Annotated in this window: 5 protein-coding genes; 2 read left to right on the top strand and 3 right to left on the bottom strand. The window is 44.8% G+C overall.

Annotation, left to right across the window (positions count from 1 at the left end):
- Positions 1-193 precede the first annotated feature (193 nt).
- Together NTX76_04155 and rpsT are read right to left on the bottom strand one after the other, a co-directional pair.
- Entirely contained in the window at positions 194-1,216 is a 1,023-nt protein-coding gene (locus tag NTX76_04155) for an NAD(P)/FAD-dependent oxidoreductase (GenBank protein ID MCX7338454.1), read from the bottom strand.
- Positions 1,217-1,252: 36 nt separating this feature from the next.
- Positions 1,253-1,537, bottom strand: a complete 285-nt coding sequence (gene rpsT, locus NTX76_04150; protein MCX7338453.1) for a 30S ribosomal protein S20 — start codon at positions 1,535-1,537, stop codon at positions 1,253-1,255.
- A gap of 165 nt (positions 1,538-1,702) precedes the next feature.
- Here rpsT and NTX76_04145 point away from each other — a divergent pair, with 165 nt between their 5' ends.
- The gene (locus NTX76_04145) at positions 1,703-2,506 is read left to right on the top strand and encodes an RMD1 family protein (GenBank protein ID MCX7338452.1); all 804 of its coding nucleotides are present in this window, start codon (positions 1,703-1,705) and stop codon (positions 2,504-2,506) included.
- A 116-nt stretch (positions 2,507-2,622) separates the two neighbouring features.
- A complete protein-coding gene (locus NTX76_04140) occupies positions 2,623-3,459 on the top strand; it encodes a hypothetical protein (protein MCX7338451.1) in 837 nt (278 codons plus the stop codon).
- 65 nt (positions 3,460-3,524) lie between these two features.
- Here the strand turns inward: NTX76_04140 and NTX76_04135 are convergent.
- Positions 3,525-4,126, bottom strand: a 602-nt coding sequence (locus NTX76_04135; GenBank protein ID MCX7338450.1) for an AAA family ATPase, incomplete at its 5' end; no start/stop codon positions are given.

Here is a 4,126-nt window from a genome sequence, read left to right as displayed (position 1 = left end):
TATAAGACGGTATCGATTCTGGGTAAGACCGACAGAGGTGTTATGGCCCATTATTGAATCGGGAGCCGGATGCCTTAATTGGGCAAGTCCGGTTCTGAGGAGGGGGGAAGCTTGAGTGATTGGCTTCCTCTACTCAACTAACAAAACCTTAATACTGTAACAAAATAATCGGTAACAAAAATGGGGGGTGCAGTTAAACGCCTATGGGCATACCCTTTGTCGTCGAATATTCAAAATGAACCGTTTCCTCTGGGCGTAAAAAATGTCGAATCGCGTGGGCGGCCTGTGCTGCTTCTGCGAATCCCACCAGGATCAATTTTAGTTTATGGGGATACGTTGCAATATCACCAATGGCATAAATACCAGGTCGATTCGTTTCCGCGGTAGCCTGATTGATGGCTATGTTACCATCCGAAGTTTCCAGCCCCCAATTGGTAATAGGTCCCAAATCCATCGATAAACCAAAAAATGGTAGCAGGACATCCGCCCTAAGGGATCTTTTTTCTCCGTTAAGGGATTCAACCACAACGGATTCTAGTCGCCCATTTTGCCCCGACAATGCGGACAGCTGATAGGGAACGACAAGATCGATTTTACCAGCCGCACTTAATTGCTTAAGTTTGGATTCGCTATCGGGTGCAGCGCGGAATTTTGGGCGGCGATGAACAACAGAAACGCTAGCGGCTATTTCTTGCAAGGACAACGCCCAATCAACAGCTGAATCCCCGCCACCGGCGATCACAATATGTTTGCCGCGATAGCTTTCCCGCGAATTAACACAATAATGAACGGATTCTTTTTCGAAATCCTCAATTCCTGCTAGGGGTGGGCGATTCGGTCCAAAGGCTCCGACGCCGGCTGCAATAATGATTGCTTCTGCTTCAACTTCGGTTCCTTTTGTTCCTGAAACGCGCCATTTTTTCCCATCGGCATCAAGACACGCGATATCACTGACTTGTTCGCCTAAATGAAAAACGGGCTGAAATGACAGCGCTTGTTGATGCAAATTCTCGACCAATTCAGCACCGGTAACGTGTGGATGCGCCGGGATGTCGTAAATGGGTTTTTCTGGGTATAATGCTGCACATTGCCCCCCAACACGGTCCAGGGCGTCAAAGACATGACATTTCAGCCCTAGCATTCCACATTCGAAAACAGAGAAGAGGCCGACCGGGCCAGCCCCTATAACAACGACATCTGTTGTGTGAACAGTCATAATGATACGCTTTAAAATTTTATTGCTTGCGCAATGTTAGATCAAAGAGAGTGTTTTGAATTGCTTTGTCAGGCGCGAAACCTTGCGAGCAACCATATTTTTGTGCAAAACACCCTTCGTAACGCCGCGCATTAATTCGCTTTCGGCATTCGTCAAGATGGATCTTGCTTCGGTGCTGTCGATCTGTGCTTTTGCGCCCAGGGCGATAATCTGCTCGGCCTTTTTCACGTACGTTCTGATGCGTGTCATGCGGCTTTTATTGATAGCTGTACGTGTTTCTGTACGGCGAATGGATTTTTCTGCGGACTTATGGTTTGCCATTAAGGCTCCTTTTGTGTGTTCTTTTACGCAACTTTACGGATGATTCTACAGTTAATCTTGCCCAAGGTCAAGGTTTGCTTTTTTAATAAAAACACCATAACGCTTGTTTTCTGTTCAATAGGTTGACATAATGCAGCTTACCTAACATAAATAAAATGGTGCTTTATGCGCTGCGCTTCTTACTGTACGGCAGACAGTTACAATATAGACGAACTAGCAAAGTACTTCAGAAATGAAGGATTCGATCCTAAATTTTATGGAAATGTTATTCATGTTCATAATGGTGACGATCAAGAAGGGGGGGAGATTTTTTGCTTTCACTTTGGATGCGTGACATTTTGGGGAACGACGGAGGAAGAAGAAAATCAATACCTGGAAAAACTAAAGGCATACGAGGGTAGTCCGCTTATTCACAGAACACACGATGATTCATCGACGTTCGAATTGGGGGACGAGACAGCCATCAATGAAGAAGAAGATAAAATCATTCTTGAATCCGACGATGTGTTGGTTAAGTTGGCTTTGTCTTATGGGCTTTCACAATCGGTAAAGCTTGCTGCCTTTGAAGCATCTGTGGATCAAACGATTGAAAATACGCGGTACTTATCGGCGGAGCTTGCGGAAAAGGGAAAAATTTCGCTTTCGCGCAAGAAATTGGCCCAGGGGATTGGATTGCTTTTTACGGAAAGAAATTCAATAAACCTGCACAGTGATATCCTCGACACACCGGAATTTTTCTGGCGTCGTCCGCGGTACGAACCGTATTATCACCTTGCGTCCAGTTACATGGATATCACAACCCGGCTGGATATTTTGAACCGTCGTTTGGATGTGATCCACGATCTTTATGAAATTTTATCCAATGAACTAAAGCATACCCATGCGTCTTTCTTGGAAATCGTTATTATTTTTCTCATATTATGGGAAGTAATCATGGTCATTATTAAGGATTTTTGTAAGTGGGTTTAGCTTATCTTGGGCCCTCTTCATAATGTGATTGCGTGTTTTGTCTGCATTGTTTACAATTATTTTAGTAAAATTTGATGTAATTTTTTAAACATATCACTCAAAGAAGGATCCTTAGAATGCAAAAATGCTCTTTGTCAGTTTCTCAGAAAACAAGACTTTTATCGCTTGCTTTGCTTGTTTCTGCTGGTTTCGTAGAGGCGGCTAATGCTGCTGTTTCAGCGCCAACATCAACCCCGGCCCATGATTCCACCAGCGCAGTCGTGGTGCCAGTAATGACCGCTCCTGAGGCGATGGTTGCTGCAGCTTCTTCCCGCCATGGTTCTGTGCGCCATGATAAGGCTTATTATGTTGCAAAATTGGATAAGTTGCAAAAGGATGTCCTTGAGCAAGATAAAAATGCCCAACCAGAAAACAAGGCATTCTGCGATTTACAAGAACAAAGTGCCAAAAGATGGCTGGACGCAATCAACGCGTATACCGATCCTGAAACACGCGTTAATCGTTCTTATGACATAGTAAAGAATAGACTGCAAGCCGCAGAGAGCGCTGCAAAATCCAAGAATGGAATTGAAGGCGATATAAAAAGACAAGAAGAAAAGCTGGCGAAACTTATGGAAAATGCCGGATCCTTCAAAGGGGACAACCAGATCGCCTTTAAAGCAATGTTGGATGATGCAACAGCATTTATTGCTTTCAATAAGAGCAATAAGGGGCATGTAATGGCCGGAAAAATTTCGGACGAAACCAACCAAATATTAAGAAAAGCAAAAAGCTTTAGCGGACGATTAACGCATCATGCCAAGGCCCACGATGTTAAAGTTCACGAGGATGTTAAGGTTCAGGGTGCGCCTGTTTCCGCTGCTGTGCCAACAACAATTCCAACAGAGACTACAACTGTTGCTGTGGATGCAGCTGCTGGAACCACAACAGTGACTGTGGCCCCTGTAAAATAGTCATCGATAACGTTTTCTTTTCACCCTGTGGATCAAAAACCCACGGGGTGAAAAATCTTTCTCCCCTACAAAATAAACTTCGATAAATCGTGATCCTTTGCCAGGGGGCTGACTTTCTGGCGGACATCGGCGACGCTTATTTCTATGACCTGTCCTTTGTTTTCGCTGGCATCAAAACTAATCTCCTCCATCAATTTTTCCAAAATCGTATGCAATCGTCGGGCACCAATATTTTCCACGCTTTGATTAAGCTCGGCTGCCAAAACGGCAATTTCATCGATCGCCTCGGGCGTAAAGGTCAACGTGACTTCCTCGGTGCTTAGCAAAGCCTTGGTTTGATGAATCAAGTTGGCCTCTGGTTCTGTCAGGATGCGGACAAAATCATCTTTTGTCAGCGCCTTGAGTTCCACCCGAATGGGCAAGCGTCCCTGAAGTTCGGGTAACAGATCAGATGGTTTTGCCAAATGAAACGCTCCTGATGTGATGAACAAAATATGATCGGTTTTAACATTTCCATGTTTTGTGGCAACGTTTGTCCCCTCGATCAGCGGCAATAAATCGCGCTGGACCCCTTCGCGGCTGACGTCAGCTCCATGTCGATCGGATCGGGCGCAAATCTTGTCAATTTCATCAATGAAAACAATCCCATTTTGTTGGACGGAATGTG

The sequence above is a fragment of the Alphaproteobacteria bacterium genome, from assembly GCA_026400645.1.
Classification (GTDB): Bacteria; Pseudomonadota; Alphaproteobacteria; order Paracaedibacterales; family CAIULA01; genus JAPLOP01.
This window is presented reverse-complemented; position numbering and strand designations above follow the sequence as displayed.

What these genes read in the sequence shown, in the direction of transcription:
- NTX76_04155 (MCX7338454.1), bottom strand. Translation starts at nt 1,216, where the DNA reads ATGACTGTTCACACAACAGATGTCGTTGTTATAGGGGCTGGCCCGGTC.
- rpsT (MCX7338453.1), bottom strand. Translation starts at nt 1,537, where the DNA reads ATGGCAAACCATAAGTCCGCAGAAAAATCCATTCGCCGTACAGAAACA.
- NTX76_04145 (MCX7338452.1), top strand. Translation starts at nt 1,703, where the DNA reads ATGCGCTGCGCTTCTTACTGTACGGCAGACAGTTACAATATAGACGAA.
- NTX76_04140 (MCX7338451.1), top strand. Translation starts at nt 2,623, where the DNA reads ATGCAAAAATGCTCTTTGTCAGTTTCTCAGAAAACAAGACTTTTATCG.